This is a genomic window from Corynebacterium sp. ACRPE (assembly GCF_022347435.1).
GTDB lineage: Bacteria > Actinomycetota > Actinomycetes > Mycobacteriales > Mycobacteriaceae > Corynebacterium > Corynebacterium tuberculostearicum_D.
On record NZ_JAKRNA010000019.1, the window covers coordinates 13999 to 32412 of the forward strand.

At 61.1% G+C, this 18414-nt stretch carries 18 protein-coding genes; 5 read left to right on the plus strand and 13 right to left on the minus strand.

Going from position 1 to position 18414, the window contains the following annotated elements:
• Positions 1–4: 4 nt before the first annotated feature.
• Positions 5–322 (minus strand): hypothetical protein, encoded by a 318-nt coding sequence (locus tag MHY13_RS09160; protein WP_239282937.1) that lies wholly within the window; start codon positions 320–322, stop codon positions 5–7.
• Between the two features lie 184 nt (positions 323–506).
• Here MHY13_RS09160 and MHY13_RS09165 point away from each other — a divergent pair, with 184 nt between their 5' ends.
• Entirely contained in the window at positions 507–1172 is a 666-nt protein-coding gene (locus MHY13_RS09165) for a sugar O-acetyltransferase (protein WP_204610558.1), read from the plus strand.
• Positions 1173–3440 carry an ATP-dependent RNA helicase gene (locus MHY13_RS09170; RefSeq protein ID WP_204610560.1) on the plus strand — a complete coding sequence of 756 codons (2268 nt, stop codon included), beginning with the start codon at positions 1173–1175 and terminating at the stop codon, positions 3438–3440.
• Here MHY13_RS09170 and MHY13_RS09175 read toward each other — a convergent pair whose 3' ends face one another.
• The gene (locus tag MHY13_RS09175; RefSeq protein WP_204610562.1) at positions 3441–4211 is read right to left on the minus strand and encodes a TSUP family transporter; all 771 of its coding nucleotides are present in this window, start codon (positions 4209–4211) and stop codon (positions 3441–3443) included.
• Between the two features lie 113 nt (positions 4212–4324).
• Between MHY13_RS09175 and MHY13_RS09180 the strand changes: the two genes are divergently transcribed.
• Positions 4325–5416 (plus strand): AbrB family transcriptional regulator, encoded by a 1092-nt coding sequence (locus MHY13_RS09180; RefSeq protein ID WP_204610564.1) that lies wholly within the window; start codon positions 4325–4327, stop codon positions 5414–5416.
• On the opposite strand, the gene MHY13_RS09185 is transcribed toward MHY13_RS09180, so the two are convergent.
• Together MHY13_RS09185 and MHY13_RS09190 are read right to left on the minus strand one after the other, a co-directional pair.
• A complete protein-coding gene (locus MHY13_RS09185) occupies positions 5413–7083 on the minus strand; it encodes a DUF885 domain-containing protein (RefSeq protein ID WP_204610566.1) in 1671 nt (556 codons plus the stop codon). The two genes, MHY13_RS09180 and MHY13_RS09185, sit on opposite strands and share 4 nt — an antisense overlap.
• Before the next feature lie 69 nt (positions 7084–7152).
• Positions 7153–7722 carry a TIGR00730 family Rossman fold protein gene (locus tag MHY13_RS09190; RefSeq protein ID WP_239194666.1) on the minus strand — a complete coding sequence of 190 codons (570 nt, stop codon included), beginning with the start codon at positions 7720–7722 and terminating at the stop codon, positions 7153–7155.
• A 108-nt stretch (positions 7723–7830) separates the two neighbouring features.
• Here MHY13_RS09190 and MHY13_RS09195 point away from each other — a divergent pair, with 108 nt between their 5' ends.
• Positions 7831–8964 carry an ROK family transcriptional regulator gene (locus tag MHY13_RS09195; protein ID WP_239282938.1) on the plus strand — a complete coding sequence of 378 codons (1134 nt, stop codon included), beginning with the start codon at positions 7831–7833 and terminating at the stop codon, positions 8962–8964.
• On the opposite strand, the gene MHY13_RS09200 is transcribed toward MHY13_RS09195, so the two are convergent.
• The 8 genes from MHY13_RS09200 to MHY13_RS09235 all read right to left on the minus strand — a co-directional run bounded on the left by MHY13_RS09200 (position 8947) and on the right by MHY13_RS09235 (position 16197).
• On the minus strand, positions 8947–9543 hold the full coding sequence (locus tag MHY13_RS09200; RefSeq protein WP_204610571.1) for an HAD-IA family hydrolase: 597 nt from the start codon (positions 9541–9543) through the stop codon (positions 8947–8949). The genes MHY13_RS09195 and MHY13_RS09200 overlap by 18 nt on opposite strands.
• A gap of 13 nt (positions 9544–9556) precedes the next feature.
• Positions 9557–9910, minus strand: a complete 354-nt coding sequence (locus tag MHY13_RS09205) for a hypothetical protein (RefSeq protein WP_204610572.1) — start codon at positions 9908–9910, stop codon at positions 9557–9559.
• Positions 9911–9992: 82 nt separating this feature from the next.
• Positions 9993–10493, minus strand: a complete 501-nt coding sequence (locus MHY13_RS09210; protein ID WP_179387230.1) for a ferritin — start codon at positions 10491–10493, stop codon at positions 9993–9995.
• A gap of 286 nt (positions 10494–10779) precedes the next feature.
• The gene (locus MHY13_RS09215; protein ID WP_239282939.1) at positions 10780–12261 is read right to left on the minus strand and encodes a SulP family inorganic anion transporter; all 1482 of its coding nucleotides are present in this window, start codon (positions 12259–12261) and stop codon (positions 10780–10782) included.
• A gap of 21 nt (positions 12262–12282) precedes the next feature.
• On the minus strand, positions 12283–12795 hold the full coding sequence (locus MHY13_RS09220; RefSeq protein ID WP_204610574.1) for a phosphoribosyltransferase: 513 nt from the start codon (positions 12793–12795) through the stop codon (positions 12283–12285).
• A gap of 73 nt (positions 12796–12868) precedes the next feature.
• Positions 12869–14272, minus strand: a complete 1404-nt coding sequence (amn, locus tag MHY13_RS09225; RefSeq protein WP_239236572.1) for an AMP nucleosidase — start codon at positions 14270–14272, stop codon at positions 12869–12871.
• Positions 14273–14750: 478 nt separating this feature from the next.
• The gene (locus MHY13_RS09230; protein WP_239282940.1) at positions 14751–15899 is read right to left on the minus strand and encodes an MFS transporter; all 1149 of its coding nucleotides are present in this window, start codon (positions 15897–15899) and stop codon (positions 14751–14753) included.
• Positions 15892–16197 (minus strand): helix-turn-helix transcriptional regulator, encoded by a 306-nt coding sequence (locus MHY13_RS09235; RefSeq protein WP_239282941.1) that lies wholly within the window; start codon positions 16195–16197, stop codon positions 15892–15894. The genes MHY13_RS09230 and MHY13_RS09235 overlap by 8 nt, the downstream gene beginning before the upstream one ends.
• A gap of 301 nt (positions 16198–16498) precedes the next feature.
• Here MHY13_RS09235 and MHY13_RS09240 point away from each other — a divergent pair, with 301 nt between their 5' ends.
• The gene (locus MHY13_RS09240) at positions 16499–17488 is read left to right on the plus strand and encodes a triacylglycerol lipase (RefSeq protein ID WP_239282942.1); all 990 of its coding nucleotides are present in this window, start codon (positions 16499–16501) and stop codon (positions 17486–17488) included.
• Here MHY13_RS09240 and MHY13_RS09245 read toward each other — a convergent pair whose 3' ends face one another.
• Positions 17489–18412, minus strand: a complete 924-nt coding sequence (locus tag MHY13_RS09245) for a Sir2 family NAD-dependent protein deacetylase (RefSeq protein ID WP_239282943.1) — start codon at positions 18410–18412, stop codon at positions 17489–17491. It abuts the gene before it with no gap.
• Positions 18413–18414 lie beyond the last annotated feature (2 nt).

Consider the following 18414-nt stretch of genomic DNA (forward strand, 5'->3'; position numbering starts at 1 on the left):
GGGGCTAACGCTGGGGGTCTTCTAATTCCCTTATCCAGAACTCCATCATCTCAGCGGTAGGATCCGGGGAGGAAAACACTTCGCTCGCTATTTCCCTAGGAGACCAACTATCCGGAAGGTCGTGAAATCCTCCGCCGAGCTTTCCAAGCGTCACTGCTGAGAAGTTTTTGACTGCGCTAAGGATGGCAACGACATCGTCATACGTAGCATCAAACGAGTTTTTCCCGTTCGCCCCAGTTGCATCAGCAATACTGATCCAGTCATTGAGTTCCGCCATATCGCTCAAAATATTATCGACGATTTTTCTTGAATCTGTTTCCATATGTTCACTCGTTGTGTTTGCGCCTTCTACTAGCACTCAACCTTAACTCTGAGAATTAGCAACCGCTTTGCCAATGTTGGCTACGATTTTTATCGAACTAGCAAAAGCGGCCTGTGGGGTTTGTGATTTACGGAAACCTAAGTGAATTTCGCAGGTGCCTATTAAGCACCACTCGCCCTCTACAATGACACCCATGGATGCACAGAGGCGGCAGGACTTGGAGCGTTACGGCTCATGGGAGCGGATGACCGGCGGGGAGTGGTTCCTGCCGAGCATGCCGGAGGCGAAGAAAGAGCATCAGCGCGGTTTTCGCATGGTCAAGCAGCTCAATGAGCTGCAGAATACGGACCCGGAGCGCGCGAAGGGCATCCTGCGCGAGATTCTGCCGGAGGAATCCGCGGTGCCGGGCCTGCACGTTCCGCTGAACCTGGAATATGGATGCAATCTGGTGTGCGGGGAGCGCGTCTTCATTAATTTCGGTGCCACCATCTTGGCGCAGGCCAAGGTGACACTCGGCGATGGCGTCATGATGGGCCCCAATTGCTCCTTGATTACGGTGGGGCATCCGGTCAATGATCATGAGATGCGCGCCGGTGGGTGGGAGATTGCCAAGCCCATCACCATCGGGGACAACACCTGGTTCGGCGCCAATGTCACCGTGCTGCCGGGGATCAGCATTGGAAAGAACTGCGTCGTCGGCGCAGGCACGCTTATTACCACCGATATTCCGGATAATTCGCTGGTTCTCGGCACTCCCGGCCGCGTGGTGCGCCAGCTGGAGAATAACGAGGACGCCTGGGAGCGCCAGGATCTCAACGGTCCCGTGGAAGGTTTTGGAGCCGCCAACTAGATGTTTGATCTCGCCAGAATCGGCGCGGGCTTGCCCGTAGCCGAGACCATCGAATCGCTGCCGAGCACCGGAAACGTAGTTATTCAGGCCCCGCCCGGTACGGGTAAAACCACGCTCGTGCCACCGGCGCTAGCCAATCATGCCGCCGGGCGCGGCAAGGTCATCGTCACCGCCCCGCGCCGTGTGGCCGTGCGTGCGGCCGCGCAGCGCTTGAGTACCCTCAGCGGCACCCCGGACAAGGTTGGCTTTGCCATCCGCGGCGAGTCCCGCAAGGGCAGCGAGGTCGAGTTCGTCACGCCCGGTGTGCTGCTGCGCCGCCTGCTGAAGGATCCGGAGCTCGAGGGCGTAGCCGCCGTTGCCATCGACGAGGTCCACGAGCGCCAGCTTGATACGGATCTGGTGCTGGGCATGTGCCTGGAACTAGCCGAGCTACGCGAGGACTTCCGCGTCATCGCCATGTCCGCCACCGTGGATGCGCAGCGCTTTTCCCAGCTCATGGACGCCCCCGTCCACGTCACCGAGGCAGTCACCCACCCGCTCGATATCCACTACGCCCCCATGCCGGGCAGGGCGGCGGGGGCGAGGGAGTTTTACGGGGACGTCGCCAAGCAAGCAGCCCGCCAGCACGAATCAACGCTGGTCTTTGTGCCCGGCGTGCGCGAGGTGAACCTCGTGTGCGAGGCGCTGGACGGCCATAATGTTTTCCCGCTGCACGGCAAGCAAACCACCGCGGAGCAAGACGCCGCGCTGTATACCGAGGAGCGGCGCATCGTCGTGGCTACCTCCATCGCGGAGTCCTCGCTTACCGTGCCGGGCGTGCGCGTAGTGGTGGATGCCGGGCTCTCCCGCGTTCCCCGGCGCGATGCGCAGCGTGGCATGTCCGGGCTGGTGACGGTGTCTACCTCGAAGTCGAGTGCCGATCAGCGCGCTGGTCGTGCCGGCCGTGAGGCGCCTGGCACCGTCATTCGCTGCTACTCGCAGGATGATTACCAGCACTTTTCTCCGCATACCACCCCGGAGATCTTGTCCGCGGATCTGACCCAGGCCGCGCTATTTCTGGACTGCTGGGGCGCAGGCCCGGACTTCCCGTTGCTCGATCCGCCGCCAGCCCCGGCCCTTGCGGCCGCGCACGCCACCCTTGAGCGCATTGGTGCCACGCAGGAGCTCGCCCTCCTGCCCACCGATCCGCGCCTCGGCGCCTCCTTGCTCCGGCACGGCAGTCAGGCCGCGCCCATTATTGCCTCGCTTGCCGACGCCCCCTTAACCCCCAACCTCACCCGTCACCGCCCACCTCAAAAAGAGGTCAAGCGGCTCGCCCGCCTCGTCGACGATTTCGGCCCCGCCGATCCCGGCGAGGTCGTCGCCACCGCCTTTCCCGAGCAGGTTGCCAAGCGCGTGGGCGAGGATTACCTGCTGGCCAGCGGCACCCGCGCACGGCTGCTGGACAACTCGGGCCTGGCCGGCGCCCCGTGGCTCGCCATCGCGGAGGTATCCCTGTCCAACGCGGGCAATGCCATCATCCGCTCGGCCGCGCGCATCGAGGAAACCGCAGCCCTCGAGACCATCGGCGTCACCGAGGAGACCCGCGCCTTCCTGCGCGATGGTCGCGTGCGCGGCGTCAAGGTCAAGGCTGCGGGCGCCATCACGCTCTCTGAAACCCCAGTCAAGGTCACCGGCCCCGCGGCCGAGGAAGCCCTTGCCGCCGGCATCCGCGAGGAAGGGTTGGGGCTTTTCACCTTCAGCGAGAAAGCCCAAAACTTAAAAGACCGTTTGCGCCACCTGCACGCCCACTATGGCAAGCCGTGGCCCGATGTCGATTCCGCGGATCCCGCCGAGTGGCTCGGGCCCGAGCTCCACCGCATTGCGGAGGGCACTCCCGCTGCCAAGCTCGACATGTACCCCGCGCTGCAACGCCTTCTGCCCTGGCCGGAAGCCACCCATCTGGACGATCTCGCTCCCGAGCGCCTTCCGGTTCCCTCCGGCCGTGATGCCGCCATCGATTGGTCCGGCGATCGCCCCGTGGTCCACATCAAGCTGCAGGAATGCTTCGGCTTGGCCGAATCCCCCGAATACTGCGGCCACCGTGTGCAATTCCACCTGCTCTCCCCCGCCGGCCGCCCGCTCGCGGTAACCGATGATCTTGCCAGCTTCTGGTCCGGCCCTTATGCCGGTGTGCGCGCCGATATGCGCGGGCGCTACCCCAAGCACCCATGGCCCGAGGATCCGTGGAATGCCGTTGCTACCGCGCGCACTAAAAACCGGATGTAGCTAACCCCACTGCTGCCAGCCCAGGTAGCAGCTCATGACCACGACCAGGGTAAGCAAGGCGTAGCGGATGAATTTGGCACCGCCACCAAGTACGGTACGAGCGCCGAGAAGTGCGCCGGCGATATTGGCTACGCCGAGCACAATGCCGAGCGTCCACCACACGTGCCCGCCAATAATAAATACGATAAGCGCACCTAAGTTGGTAGCGGTATTGACTACCTTGGCCATGGCCGCAGAGGTCAAGAAATTCTGCGCAAAAATAGAGGTGAAGGCCATGATCAAAAACATTCCGGTACCCGGACCGAAGATGCCATCATAAAAGGAAATGATGCCGGAGAGCACCAAGACCACGACGGTCCGCCAACCACCACGGGTACCGGCCGAGTCGCTACTGCCAAAATCTGGCTTGAAGGCAACGAAGACGCCCACGGCCACCATGAGCACGATGATGATGGGGCGCATGATGTCTTTATCGAGGCTCGAGGCCACGCTGGCCCCCAACCCGGAGCAGACCAGCGCGATAAGGATGAAGCGCGCCATTTCTGCCTTGTCCAGCTTCACCTTGCGCGCAAGGGTCACAGCTGCCGAGCCGGTGCCGGTTACCGCGGCGAGCTTGCTAGTGCCCAAAGCGGCGGCCGGAGCAAGGCCCGGCAGGACCGCCAGCAGCATCGGGATCAGGATCAATCCGCCACCACCAATGACCGCATCGACCCACCCCGCGGCCGCGGTACCAAAGAAGAGAATTATCCACTGCACCACATCGATTTCCATGCCCCCGATCATAAATCTTGAATGATGTAAGGTGATAACCCGTCTACCGCCCTCTCCGTAGTAGAGCAGAAAGAGGCACTATACTTTTGTCGCAGCAGAACTAGGAGGCTCGCATGGCCGCACAGCAGGAAGGCACCGGGCTTAGTGCCCATACCGTGGCACGGTGGGCCATTGTTGTTCCGGCATCGGTCGTACTGGGCTGGCTTTTTAGCATGTGGCACGTACCTGCGGCTTGGATCTTGGCAGCGATCCTCTCCTCCGGCGCCATGGCGCTTTTTACTGGGGAAGATCTGCGCGTGAACCGCAGTTTTTATAGCATGTCGCGTGGATTTATCGGCATAATGGCTGCGATCCCGCTGACCGTGGTGCCGGTGGGCCAATTGCTTGGCTTCCTGCCTGCCGCCCTGACGATGTCCTTTGTCACACTGATGGTAGGCGTTATCGGCGGCCAACTCTTACACCGCGCGCAGCCGCGCGATGTGTCCTCAGAGACAGGAATTTTGTCCATGTTGCCCGGTGGTGCCTCGCTGATGCCCGCGCTTGCCGACGAACTCGGTGCCGACTTCCGCTACGTCGCCCTCGCCCAATACCTGCGCCTCTTAGTAGTCTCGGTATCGCTACCCGCCGTGGTCGTCTTATTGGACACGCCCGCCGGCGAGGGGGCAGATCTTTCAGTCGACGGGGAAACCACGTGGTGGATAGTTGCCCTAGTGGTTGTCATTGCTTGCATAGGAGAAAAGGTAGGCAAGTTCCTCCATCTCCCCGCCGCCGCGGTGCTCGGCCCCTTACTGCTGACGGTTCTAGCCTCTTTCGTGTTGCCGGAGGGTCACACGCTCGAGCCGCTCTACGCCTTTAAAGTGATGGCGTTTTTGTCCATCGGCTGGGTCTGCGGTGGCGGGCTTTCGCTGCCCGCGCTCAAGGCCTTTGCCAAGCAATTGCCTGCCACGGTTCTTTTCATCGTGGTCATCATCGGCATCTGCGCGGCCACCGCCTGGCCGCTGACCATGTGGCTGCACATCACCTACTTTGAGGCCTACCTGGCCACCAGCCCCGGCGCGCTGGAAACGGTGCTCGCTCTCTCAGCGGAGGGCGGGGCGGGCCCAGCGGTCATCGCGGTACAGCTCACCCGTCTCATCGGGGTGCTCGTCGTCGCTGGTTATTTGCCACAGCTGCTGCGGCTGGCCCAGCGGCTGCTGCGCCGCTAGTTGTCCAAGACGGCCTCGCGCAGGACGGACATCGGCACGGAGCCAAGGGCGAGGGCCTCGGAGTGGAACTCGCGCGCGCTCATGCCCTGCTTCTCGGCCGCGGCGCGGGTCTCCTGCCACAGGCGCTGCCCCAATGCATAGGACGGCGCCTGGCCCGGCCAGCCGAGGTAGCGATTGACCTCAAAGTTGAGGTTCGCATCATCCATAGCGGTGTTCTCACGCATGAAGGTCTTCACGTGCGCCTTGTCCCACACGCCGGACGTCGAGCAATCCGGCAACTGCTTGCCCAAGTGCAATCCGATGTCCACGACCACGCGGGCGGCGCGCAGGCGCTGCGCATCCAACATGCCCATGCGGAAGCCCGGATCGTCCATGTAGCCCAGCTCGGCCATGAGCTGTTCGGCGTAGAGCGCCCAACCCTCGCCATGACCAGAGTTCCACGTCACCGCGCGGCGCCACAGATTGAGATCTTCTTGCACCAGCGCGGAGCCGAGCTGCAGGTGGTGGCCTGGCACGCCCTCGTGGTGGACGGTGGTCAGCTCCTGCCAGGTGTGGAAGGTGTCCTGGCCCTCTGGCACGGACCACCACATGCGGCCCGGGCGGGAGAAGTCATCGCTCGGCGGAGTATAGAAGATGCCGCCGGTGCCGGCTGGATCGATGCAGCACTCGATCTCTTCTACTTCCTCCGGAATATCGAATTCCTTGCCGTTGAGCTCGGCAATGACGCCATCGGCGGTGGACTGCATCCACTCCACCAGCGCATCGGTGCCGCGCAGGGTGTAGCGGTCCTCGTGGTTGAGCTTGCGCATCGCCGAGCGCACCGAGCACTCAGAGCCGTAGAGCTCGTGGGCGATCTTTTCCTGCTCCGCGCGCAGGCTACGCACCTGGTCCAGGCCCCACTCATAGGCCTCGTCGAGGTCGACGGCATCGCCCACAAAGAGCTTGGAAAAACGCTCGTAGCGCTCGCGGCCCACGGCGTCCTTGGTGGGCGCCTGGGGCTGCAGTTCATTGGAGAGCCAATCGGAGAACTCGCCAAAGGCCTCCTTGGCCTGCTGCACCTCGGCGGAGTCGGCGTCGAGGCCGAGGGACTCGAGCATCGAGTCGGCGTCGGCAAGCCGCTCGCACTGCACAATGACCTCAGAGATCTGGCGGTGCGGTGCCACCATGCCGTGGGAGGCCGCCTCCTCCAAGGAGCTGCGGTATCCGGCCAGGGAGGTCTTCACCTTGGACAGGCGGGAGCGGATGGCATCGCGGTCCTCGTCCGTATCCTGCGGCATGAGCAGCAGGGTATCGCGGATGGTCTGCACCGGGGAGGCGATGTTATTCAGGCAGCGTACATCCTCGCTGTGGTGGTGCAGATCGAGGTCAAGGCAGAGGCGATCGCGCAGGACGGCCGCGGTGACATAGTCCACGTCATCAAAGTCATCCTCATCATCGGACTCATCGGTGGTGTCATCCAGGGCATCCAGGTCCGCGACCATTTCGCGGGTGCGGTCTGCGATGGCGGTGAAGTACTCGGGGGAGAAATCCTGCAATTCGCCCTCGTAGCCGTCAATGCCCCACGCGGTGGCATCGGTGGGGGAAAGCTCGGCTAGGTCGTGAACGAAGTTATCGCACGAAGCGTCCAGTAGAGAGGGCTGGCGCTTAGCGGTCTGCTCAGAACTCATAACGAGGAAGTCTATCCCTAAGTATCGCCTATAGGCCACCCGGGCGGGCTGAAGTTGCGAACTTGTTAACTAATCGTTGTCCCACTTTGTTCCGGGGTAGCTCCAGCCGCTGAATTTATCCAGGATATCCTGCGGTTTCTCCTCCATCACCAAGGCGTCGACAAAACGCGGCAGGATGAAGCCGGACTCGGCCATGGCGGCGTACATGGCATAGAACGGGCGCCAAAAGTCCTCCGTATTAACAAGGCCTACCGGGCCGCGGATGTGGCCCAGCTGCTGCAAGGTGAGCACCTCGGTGAGCTCTTCGAGGGTGCCCACGCCGCCGGGGAGGCAAATATAGGCATCAGCAAGCTGCTCCATGCGGGTCTTGCGCTCAGCCATGGAGCCGACCACCTCGAGGGTGGTCAGGCCGGGGTGGGAAATCTCCAGGTCCACCAGCGACTGCGGCATCACGCCGGTGACAGTGCCGCCGGCGGCCAGGCAGGCCTCTGCCACCTCGCGCATCAGGCCGATATTGCCGCCGCCGTAAACCAGAGTCAGGCCGCGTCGGGCCAGCTCCGCGCCCAATTCCTGTGCCGCCTGCGTATAGGCCGGCGAGTTTCCTGTTGCTGAACCACAATAAACCGCTACTGACTGCATGCTCTCCAGCATAGATATCTGCGCGCCCACCACCACCTTTAGACCATTCGGTACATGGTGAGTTTATGAGATTAGACAAAGCAGTCTGGAATATTTATACTTCTTTTTATGATCAAACCTGGCCCAGTGTTCACGCGCCCCCGCACACCGGCCGCAAAGTGCCTTCATTTGGTGCGCCTGAACCCGATCATCACCCGGAGCGAGCTGGTGGAAGCCACCGGACTTTCCCAGCCCACCATCACGCGCGCTACTACTTCCCTACTCAACGCGGGCCTCATCCAGGAACGCACCGACCTCACCCAGTCCCGCGGGCGCGGCCGGCCCACCGTTCCGCTCGAGGCGGCCGATAATGACTGGGCGCTCGGCGGCATTTCCGTGGGCACCAAACAGACCTACATCGGCCTCTATGACATCAAGGGCCGCACGTTGAGCGAAGAGGAATTGACCACCCCGGTGGCTAACCTCAGCGAGGATGACTTCCTCGAGCACATCATGGCCGGCATCAACCGCATGATGACCAACCTGAACCACCGCTTGGTCTCCCTCGGCGTGACCACCTCCGGCACCGTGGATGATAACGGCCTGGTCACCGCGGAAAATCTCAATTGGCACGGCGTGGACATTGCCGAGCGCCTGCGCTTCCAGTTCGGCGTACCCGTGGTGGTCTCCTCCGTCATCCCGGCCATCCTCGGCTCCGAAACCCAGGCGGCCGAGATTGGCACCAGCGAGCGCGTCCTGGTGCTCTTCGCGGACGATTCCATCGGCTCCGCCCTCTCCGTAGAGGACGAGGTCAGCCCCATTATTCCCGTGCCTGCGACTCACTCCGAGCTGCTGGGCCACGGCGCGTCCGAGCACCTGCTGGCCACCCAGCACATCCTGGAGGCGATACGCCATGAGGGCGTGGAGGCAGCCTCGCTTGCCGACGCCGCCCAGGCAGCCGACTCCCACCCCGCCGTCCGCGCCATTTTGGACGAGCGCGCCCGCCAGTTGGGCGCCATCACCGCGGAACTGGTCAAGGCCCACTCCCCGGCCACCGTGGTTATCGCCGGCGGCGCGTTTACCGACGACCCGAAGGCCCCCAAGCAATTCGCCGCCACCGTCCGCGCCTCTGCGGGCGAAGAGTTGCAGCTGCGCATGATCCCCGGCCATAAGGAGATTGTCCGCGCGGTAGCCCGCACCGTGGCCACCGATCAGCTACTGCGCCAGCCGCTGGATTTGGGCCGCTCACTCCAGCACGCTTAGCACCTCGCGTACCGAGTCGATGCCGCGGAAGAGGTGGGCGTTGAGCCCGCAGTAGTTCGCGCCTTCCACGTAGTCGATGCGGTCATCAAAAAAGTGCGTATCCTTCGGCTGCGCGGCGAGCGCATCCACGGCCACGCGATAGGCTTCTGGGTGCGGCTTGGCCACGCCAATATCGCAGCTAAACGTCACCGCCGCGCAGTCCTCGAGCCACGGCTGCTTCTTTCGCACCTGGCCCGCCAGCGTGGTGGGGATATTGGACAAGATGCCCACGCTATAGCCTTCCCCGATAAGGCCCTTGACCAGCGCCACCATCTCCGGATCCGCCTCCAGTAGGCCGCTGTTTTCGCACGCTACCGCCTCCGCGACGGGAACCTCCCCTAGCCCGGCGCGGGCCGCTACCTCGTTCCAGTAGTGGCTATCGCTAAAGATGCCGGCATCGTAGTCTGGCCGATAAAACCCGTAGGCCTCCCACATCGCCTCTGCATCTGGCGGCGCGAGGAGGCGCTCCAAGTCCGCATGGCTTTCTGGGGTGGCCGGGCGCATGAGCACGCCGTACATATCAAAGAGGAGTTTGGGCATAACGGGGGCCAGTTTAGGCGCGTTTCGGCGCTTGGGTCAGCACGGCTACGATCCCCACGCCCGCACCAGCGACAAAGAGAGGCAGCATCGCAGGAGCCTGGTCCATGGACAGAGCGAAGATGCCGCCGATGGCACCGAGGAGCAGCATGCCGCCGAGGCTGTAGAGCGAGCGCGTGACTACCCCACGCTTTCCGGCGACGCCATAAACCAGCAGGGCGAGCCCGGCGAATGGGCCGAGCATCAGCGCCGCAGTGGTCAGAAATACCCCCAAGGCCATGTGCGTGGACATGATTGCCGCTCCCACGATGAGAAAGAGCGCCAGAACTAACAGGGTTATGGCGCACGAAGCCTTGCGTTGCGTTGACATAGAAACAATCCTCCCACCGCACCGCAGTGCCATGGGAGGATTGAGCTAAATCTTGATGGGTTTGTTATTCACCCACGCGCGCTTAGGCAGCGCCGCCATCGGGGCGGCCAGCCAGGCGCTCATCGATGCGCAGCAGACCAGAGCCGTCATTGCCCACCAGCTTGATCTGGTCCAGAATCTCAGAAACGGTAGCTTCTTCCTCCACCTGCTCGCTCAGGAACCAGTCAACGAGCTGGCGGGATTCCAGATCCTGTGCGTCTAGCGCCGCGCGGGCGATGGTGCGGATCTCCTCGGACACCTTCTGCTCGTGCTCGAGGGAAGCCTGGAAGGCATCCTGCGGGTTAGCGGCCTTGACGGAGCCAACCGGGATGTCATTGAGCTCTACGCGGTAACCGCGGGAGAGCAAGTGGTCCGCAATCTTCTCGGCGTGCTCGCGCTCCTCCGCAGCCTGGCCCATGAACCAATCACGCATGCCCGGGAAGGAGAGGTTATCCATCTCGAAGGCCAGCTGGGTGTAGACCATGGAAGCGCCGTATTCGCTAATAACCTGGTCATTCAACAGGGTTTGCAGCTTCTCGTCCATCGTAAAAACCTTTCTGTGTGGGGAAATTAATTAGTGCTAAGCACCACACTACCGAAGATTCTCCCGCGATCCAGCAAGGCCTACTTAAGTAAACTTGCACGTCATTATGCTTTTTTAGATTGGATAACCTAAGTTAGCCAAGACAAAGCTAGCGCCCAAGCGCGGGCAAAGTTGCCCTAAGAACGCGAGGTCATCGCGGATACCCCGCACTTATACCTACGCGAACCCCGCGGCCACTTCGGCGGCTAAGGTTTAAGCCGCCGCACGCTAGGGTGCGAGTGTGACTTTAATCACCCAGGCGGCCACTCAGGCGATGCAGGCGCTGTGCACTCGCGCCTCCCAAGCCACGGAACTCCACCTCAATGCCACGCTCGGCGTACTTCTTCTGTACCGCATCCAGCGTCGCCACGGTAGAAGCATCCCAGACCTCCGCCTTGCACATATCAATAACCACGCGCTGGGTATCCAGCGTGTAGTCAAAGGCGTAGACCAAGTCATTGGAGGAGGCGAAGAAAAGCTGGCCGCGCACCGCATACTCGGCATCGCCTACGTGCTTCACCTCCACCAGGTGGGCCACGCGGCGGGCAAAGCCGATCGAGGCTGCCACCACGCCGAGCACCACGCCCACCGCCAAGTTATGCGTGGCCAGCGTTCCTACCACCGTCACCAGCATCACGAGCGTTTCTGATAGCGGCATGAGCTTAAGCGTGCGCGGGTGAACCGAATGCCAATCCACCGTCGTTGCGGCCACGATGATCATCACCGCCACCAGCGCGGCCATCGGAATGCGGCCGACGGTCTCGCCAAAGAGCAGGCAGAGGATGAGGAGGAAGACGCCCGCGAGGAACGTCGACAAGCGCGTGCGCGCCTGGGATGCCTTCACACCGATGATGGTCTGGCCAATCATGGCGCACACACCCATGCCGCCAATGGCCGCGGCGAGGATATTGCCCACGCCCTGGCCAAAGGACTCGCGCGTCTTATCGGAGTGGGTATCCGTAATGTCATCGACCAGCTTGGCCGTCAGCAGCGATTCCATCAGGCCCACCAAGGCCATGCCAAAGGCATACGGAGCAATAAGCTGCAGGGTATCTAGGTTCCACGGAATATCCGGCACGAAAAGCCCCGGCAGCGTGGTGGGCAGCTCGCCCTGGTCCGCCACATCGGGCACCTTCCACCCAGCCGCCACCGCAATGATGCTGACCACCAGAATGGTGATCAGCGGGGCGGGAATCACCGTGGTCAACCGCGGTAGCCCCAGCATGATAGCCAGGCCAATGGCCACCAGCAGATACACCATCCACGGCACATCTATAAGGTGCGGCAGCTGCGTAGTAAACATCATGATGCCCAACGCATTCACAAATCCCGTCATCACCGAGCGCGGGATAAAGCGCATGAGCTTGGCCACACCTACCGCGGCCAATACCACCTGCATGATTCCCGCCAAGAGCACTGCAGCGACCACATAGTCATGCCCATGCTCATGCGCGAGCGGAGAGACCACCAGTGCCACCGCACCGGCCGCGGCGGAAATCATCGCCGGCCTGCCGCCAGTAAAGGCGATGGACATGACCATCACCACGGAGGAAAACAATCCCACCCGCGGATCCAACCCTGCGAGGATGGAAAAGCTTAAGACCTCCGGGATCAAAGCAAGCGCCACCGCTAGTCCGCCGAAGACCTCCTTGCGCAGGCGCGCAGGCGAGGAAAATGCATAGCGGAAACTGGCGATGACGCCGGTAGGAGCAGGCTGTTCTTTAATCACGCCTGCACATCCTAGTGGACTTTAGGAGCCTTCCTTAAACGAGCCATCCGCGGTGATCACGGGCAGCACGGACCACGCGAAGTTGATCCACTGATCGGTCTTCTTCCACGAGAAGTCCGGCTCAAAAATGGTCTTCGGCTTGGTGTAAATGACGGCCGAGCGCACATCATCTGCGGTTTCCTTGAGCAGGTTAACCGCCAGATCGAGGGTCTTGCCGGAGTCCGCGACGTCATCGACAACCAGGACCTTCTTGCCCTTTAGCGAATCCGTATCCAGCTGCGGGGAAAGAATTACAGGCTCATCCAAGGTCTGGCCGATGTCAGTGTAGAACTCCACATTGATAGCGCCCATGGCCTTGACACCGATGGCATAACCGATAGCACCGGCTGGGATCAGGCCGCCGCGGGCGACGCCCACGATAAGGTCTGGGAACCAGCCAGATTCCACAATCTGTTCCGACAGGTTACGGCTCGCCTCGCCGAAGACCTCCCAGGTGAGGTTTTCCCGGTCCGGGTGGATCCAATTTTCAGTCACGATTGTGTGGCTCCTTTTGCGTCATGGGCTTTCTTTGTAGTTTAACGAGCGATGCCTGCCAAAGGAAAGGCAGCTACCGGAATGGAACCTCGCCCAAAGTCCGGCGCAGCTTGCGGGTGCGCAAGCGCTCCGGATTCTCGGCCAGATGCTCCATGGCGCGCACCGCGCACATCACGTGAGCTTCCTTCGAATTGGAGTAGAAGGCCTGCGCCTGCGCCGGCAGCTTCGGCACCGCATGCAGCGGCAGGTCAGAGACCGACAGCAGCGTGCCATAAGGAACGCGGTAGCGGTAGCCATTGGCCGCAAGCGTGCACGATTCCATATCCACTGCCACCGCGGTGGAGGTGCGCAACCACTCCCACAGATCCCGATTGGTACGCCACTCCCAGTTGCGATCATCGGTGGAGAGCACCGTGCCAGTGCGCATGAGCGAATTATCGTCGCCGTATACCGCCTTTACCGCGGACTCGAGCATGCGCTGTACCTCCGGAATCGCCGGGATGGGCGAGGTCGCCGCAACCTTCTGATCCAAGATGTGGTCATTGCGCTGATAGGCATTGCCCAAAATCAGGTCACCGATGCGCATGCGGCCGTCCATGCCGGCGCAGTGCCCAATCATGATCCATGCCTCCGGGCGCAGCACCGCCAAGCAATCCGTAATGGTCTTTGCATTCGAGGGGCCTACGCCGATATTGATCATCGTGATGCCATCGCCGCCGGCAGTAATTAGGTCAAAGCGGGGCATCTGGTACCGGGAGGTCAACGTTAAACCGTCCACATCAAGGTCCACCGCATCGTTGGGGTGGATGGTCTCACCATTGGGCAGCACCAAGGCGGTATAGCGCGAGTCTTCCTTGGTCAGCTCACGCAGACCAAACTTCACAAACTCGGTGGTGTGCATCGCGTAGTTAGTAAACAGAATGTATTTCTGCACCGTATCGACCTCGATACCGGTGTAATGCTCGATGCGCGCACAGGCGATATCGAAGCGCTGGGCGCCAAAGTGGAATAGCGGCTTTTCCTCGCCATGGAAGGCATCCCATTCGCCATCAATGATCGCATCGTTGACCTCATCCAACGTGGGCCGCGGAATGGGCCCGCGTTCCTGCGGGGCCGTGGCGGTGTCCTTGATGTATTCCGGCGGGATGCGCTGGTCCGACTGGCCAACAAAGATATCGCAAGGATAATTGCCCGCCAAGCGGGTGAGCTGCTCGTGCAGGTAGTCCCGAATAATGTGCGGCTTGGAAATTACCGCCGAGTACTTGCCAGCCTCGTTGACGTAGCCGAAGGGCTCGGAACGATCGATAGGCTGCCACTTGCGGATATCCACCGTGACCTTCGGATAAACCACGTAGCGATAGTCATCCAGGTTTCCTGATTCCAGCGTCTTGCGCGCAAGCTTGCAGGAATTCTCATAGAGCTCAATCAGGCGGTTTACCGCCTCATCAACGGAGTGGACATGCTGCAGGTCGGTCATAGACGTGAGTGTAGCGGGGACTTAGCAGCACGGCAGCGGTCTGCGCTTTTCATTCCTTCTTTTCCTCAAGGCTTCGGCAATATGGCTGCTGATACCATTGCCAAAAAGAAAGGCGCACGAAAGCCAACGAACCAAAACGATATCCGTTACATGGAGGCAGAAGTGCGTACGGTAGTCAGCGATACAATTCCACCGAAGAAGGTTTGGGGTAGCGCTCCATGAGAACTCCCGCGAAGCCCCTGCTGAGATTCACCTCCCACCACGCGATGATGAGGCGCGGACTATGAGTTCCCATGACCATCGTCGATACGAACGTCATTTCAGAGGCCATGAAGTTCGAACCCCGTATTCGGCAAGCAGATTGCCACGGTTAACTCGCAAAGAACTGCGGTCCGCCGGACCCTATCGGCACACTGCACCACGAGAAGTATATGCGCCTCTGCCGACACAGGCATCCTGCCTTTGATCCGTGAGATTCCTAATTCTCATTGTCCCTAGGCTTAGGGAAAGACAAGGCTCCCACTCCGATACTGCAGACGATTCCTACTAAGACTACGAATAGCGCCCCCAATAAGATTCCCGTGTAGGAGGGCAAAAATAGGCCACCTACTGCGGAGCCAACAGCCGAACCCAGATAATTCGCGGACGCATTAGCAGCAACGGCAGTCGCACCTTCATCAGGATTTGCACTGAGCAGCGAATGCTGTTGCGGCGCCATGGAAGACCATCCCAAAAGCCCCCATACAAAAAGACACACCAGTGCCACCATGCGGCTCGAGGGAAATAGCAACAACATTGCAAAATCAGCAGCAAGCAAAACAATGATTATGGTCGTTAGCTTGCGAGAACTATCTACCTTATCGAGCACCCGCCCGATTCCAAATGCACCAACTGCACCGCCAATTCCCCAAATCCACATACCAGGAATGGTGTCTACCTGCACTCGTTCGAGCACCACGGAAATATAGGTATACAGTCCCAGCGAACCGACTCCCACGAAGAAAGTAACCAAGACCGTTAGAAAATTATCCACCCGACCAATGATTCGGAGTCGCTGCCCTAGCGAGGAAGAAGGCACAGCTGGTACAGCACTCGTTTTACGTATCGCTATACCTGCCAACGCCGCCATGCCAACCACCGATACCAATGCAATGGCAGCCCGCCAGCCTAACTCCTTGGCCACTCCCAGTCCCGCTGGTACACCCGCAACAGTTCCCACCGCCAAACCGGCTAGCACCAATGACAGCGCACGTCCGCGACGCTCCGCTGTGACCGACATGCCCGCTACCGCTGCGGACAATGGCGAATAGATTCCTGCTGCCGCACCTGCAATCAACCGCGAGACTATAAAAACACCCACCGTAGGGGATACAGCGGTCACAACATTGGCCAGAGAAAACACAGCAATAGCGCCCAGCAGTCCATTTCGCGGATCCTTGCCCGCCCTACCCGATAATAGTGGGCCGCATACTGCGTAAGCACCGGTAAAAGCGGTAACACCTAGGCCAATCACGCTGCCACTTGCACCCAAGTCTTCGGCAATCTGAGGCAGCAGCCCAGCAATAACATACGCATCCAACCCGAGTGCTACGCTGCCCAAAACTAACGGCCATAGCTGTTTAAGCATTAGAAATCACCATGTCGAGCAAACCTGGAAAGCACTCGTCTAGATCGTCTCGGCGCAAAGAGATGACACAAGTGCGCCCCTGGCTTCTTGTCCACGTCACACCGGCTTCACGCAGCTGCCGAGTGTGGTAAGTCAGGGTCGACCGAGGCAGGTCGTCAGCAAGCGTCAAGCTATCGTGCTCCTCGCCGTCCGCTAAGCGCTTGACCATTTCCAACCGGATGGGATCACTTACTGCAGCCAATACACGGACGAATTCTAAATCCTCGGTGGCCGGATGCTCATAATTTCGGGGGCTCATTCCAACTCCAATCGTGCAAGAATTCTTGAACGATTAGCCACACTAAGCCATTCGAGATATTCGTGCAAGATTTCTTGCATAAACGAAGGCCCGCCGACTGCACATCAGCGGGCCTTCTCCCCATGACTAATCTCTCGGCACCCAAGGAGGGAGTGGAGCGCACCCTCCTGCAAGCACCGCCCGTGATTAGGCAAGCCTAAGTTTATAAACCTTTCGTAGGATGGTCAAGGGTTTGCCCATAAATTTCTTCACCCCTGGCAAAAGCGCAGTTAACCTGCAATAACGAGTACAATCCGGAACCATGGCTGAGTTGAAATCCACTATTTCCGAGCAACTCCGCAAATTCTGGCGTGCCAACGAGAAGGAATTGACCGATTCCCCGCGTCGCGGCGTCGCCTCCCCTGCCGAGGCCACGGCACTGCGCGAGGAGGTCGCGGCCGAAATCGCGGACCTCATCAAAGCCCAGAAGGGCAAGACCAGCCCAGGCGATACCGCGCTCGATGCTGATGCCGCCGCCACCCTGCCCCTCGGCGCACGAATCAAGCCGCGCGGCGTCTTCGAAGATGACTGGGGCGCGCGTCCTACTGCGGAGCGGCCTTGGCCGGTCATCCTCATCCACGGCACCTGCGATACCAAAGGCGTATGGCAAATCCTCGGCAATGAACTGCGCCAAGACGGCTGGGCCGTCTTCGCCCCTGATTATGGGCACCGCGCTACCCAGCCGCTCGCGGAATCCGCACGCCAACTTGGCGCTTATATCGACACCGTCCGCGCAGCCACCGGCGCAGACAAGGTTATTCTCATCGGCCACTCCCAAGGCGGGCTGCTTGCCCGTTATTGGATGCGTATGGAGGGCGGGGCAGAAAATGTCCTGCACCTGATGTGCATTAGCGCGCCGAATCACGGCACCACTTATGGCGGCATCGCCAGCCGCCTCATCCGCACCCCGCGCCAAGAGGCGGTCCTGCGCTCCATCATTGATGGCTGGTTTGGGCCGGCGGGCATGGACCAGGTCGTCGGCAGTGAGGCTCTGCGCGAAACCAACCGGGACGGCGATCTGGAATCCGGCGTGAGCTATACCTGCATTGCCACGCGGTCCGACGCCGTCGTTGTCCCGCCCGAGACCTGCTTTCTCGACCCCCGCGGCGTCGCAGAGGGCACGGTCCGCAATATTTATGTCCAAGACTTCGACCGCCTCGCAATCGTCATGCATGAGGATATGCCGATGGATAAGCGCGTCCGTGCGATCGTGCGCACCATTTTGGAACTGGTGGAGAGCATCCCGCGCTAGTTATAGCCCCAGCTCATCCAGCACCGCGTCAAAGGCCGGTCCCACCTGGGTGCGCCACAGCGTATCCACTTTCTGATCACCCCGACCGGGCCCGCCATTGATGACGGCCACGCGCTTGCCCTGCTTCTTTGCCTCCAACACAAAGCGGTACCCGCTCATAACCGCCAGCGAAGAGCCGGCCACCACGAGCGAGCGCGCCTGGCCCAGCAGTGCAAAAGCAGCATCGCGGCGCTCGGCCGGCACGGGCTCGCCAAAGTAGACGACGTCCGGCTTCAACAATGCAGAACCACAGCGCTCACACCCTGCCATGCGGAAGGCTGCCACGTCTGCTTCAGCGAGCGTCACGTCACCGTCCGGGTTCACCTGATCCGCTTCCACGACGAGGCGTTCCAGGTACCCCAGGTTCGCTGCAGCTAGGCGCGCGTCGAAGTGCGGCCGCGCCTCCCGGTGCCCGCACATCAAGCACACCACGGTTTCCATATCGCCATGCAGCGCCACCAGGTTCGCGGTTCCCGCCTGTTTATGCAGGCCATCCACGTTTTGCGTAACCACACCATTGACCAGCCCGGCGCGCTCCAGCTCCACGAGCGCGTAGTGCGTGCGATTCGGCACCGCGGAATCCATGACCCGCCACCCCACAAAGCTGCGGGCCCAATACCTATGGCTTGCGGCTGGGTCATGCCGAAATTCCTGATAGGTCATCGGCCGGTGCCTACTGAGCGAGCCGCGCGGCCCCCGATAGTCCGGCACGCCCGAGTCCGTAGATACCCCAGCCCCGGTCAGCACCATTACGGGGCCCTCGCGCAGCTGCTTGACCACGTCCCCTAAGGCCTTGCCTTCCTCCGTATGCGGCGCCGATTCTTCGACCACTCGGGCGATCGAACGCAGCGCAGACTGGTGGGCAAGGGAGACGGCGGGATCCATGC